This is a genomic window from Candidatus Symbiopectobacterium sp. NZEC135 (assembly GCF_025962695.1).
Map to the genome: position 1 here is coordinate 1 of NZ_JAGFPF010000716.1, position 1,005 is coordinate 1,005.

A 1,005-nucleotide genomic window follows, 5' to 3' on the forward strand; every position below is an offset into this window, starting at 1 on the left:
GGTACGGATCCAGTTCGGGGCATCGTAGGGTTGGCGCGGTGCCAGTTGCTCAACGCGATCGACGCTGACATTCTGCCCTCGGAACAAGATGTTACCCTGTGCGATCCCTTTGACGGCGGTAATCAGGTCATTGTCATCGCGGCCCTGAACCAGCAGCAGCTTAACGTAAGGGTTCTGCGGATGACTGATGACTTCAACCGTCGGGCCATTGACCAGCGGGTAATCGCGCAGGAAATCCGGGCGCTGCGCATTGGTGGCGAACACCACCGCGTGGCTGTCGGGCAGTTGATTGAACAGTGCCGGGAAGGATTGACCACGCCACTGAGCGCGGGCACCGAACCAGGAGGCGAGGATCGCGGCAGCCTGCTGCTGTCCCAGGTCGGGCTGCTGATTAAACACCATGGGCAGCGTAAGCGGCCGGTTGTCGCGGGCATCAAAGAACGGAATGGGGAATGCCGCCAGATCGTTTTTTAGCGGCAGCTTTTGCATCTGCAAGTTGAGCGAGCTGGCCTGGCTGATATTCAGCCACAGGCTACTGCTCGATGGGTCTTGGCATAAACTCTTGTAATGCCCTACAAATTCCAGCCGCACGCGGTTAAAGTCGGTGATATAACGCGGATCCAACGGCAGGGTTGCCCGCGTTGGCTGGCCCACTTGCTCTTTGGTGATGGCAACGACGCCCATCAACACCTCATTGAGATAGACCTTGAGATGCGATTCGACCGGCGTCAATGTCGGTGAGGGGGTAAATTCCAGCTGGAGCGACGCTTGCGTCACCACTTCATCATGACGCACGCCAAACTGGATATAGCCGACAGGGGAGGTTCCCTTCAGCGCGAAACTGCCCGGCGCAGGTGCCAGTTGCTTAAACCCCAACTGCTGACTGGCAACGGGGGTGGCCGCAGCACTGTCGGCCTGCATGAGCGGTGGGGCTGCGGTTTCAGCCTGAGACAACGGCACCATGCCCAGAGCCAGAGCGGTAAACCAGGTTATTTTTTTTGTCAT

Annotated in this window: 1 protein-coding gene; it reads right to left on the reverse strand. The window is 58.4% G+C overall.

The features are described from left to right. The coding region (locus J5224_RS29945; RefSeq protein WP_264628694.1) for a cellulose biosynthesis cyclic di-GMP-binding regulatory protein BcsB at positions 1 to 1,005 on the reverse strand (1,005 nt) is incomplete at both ends.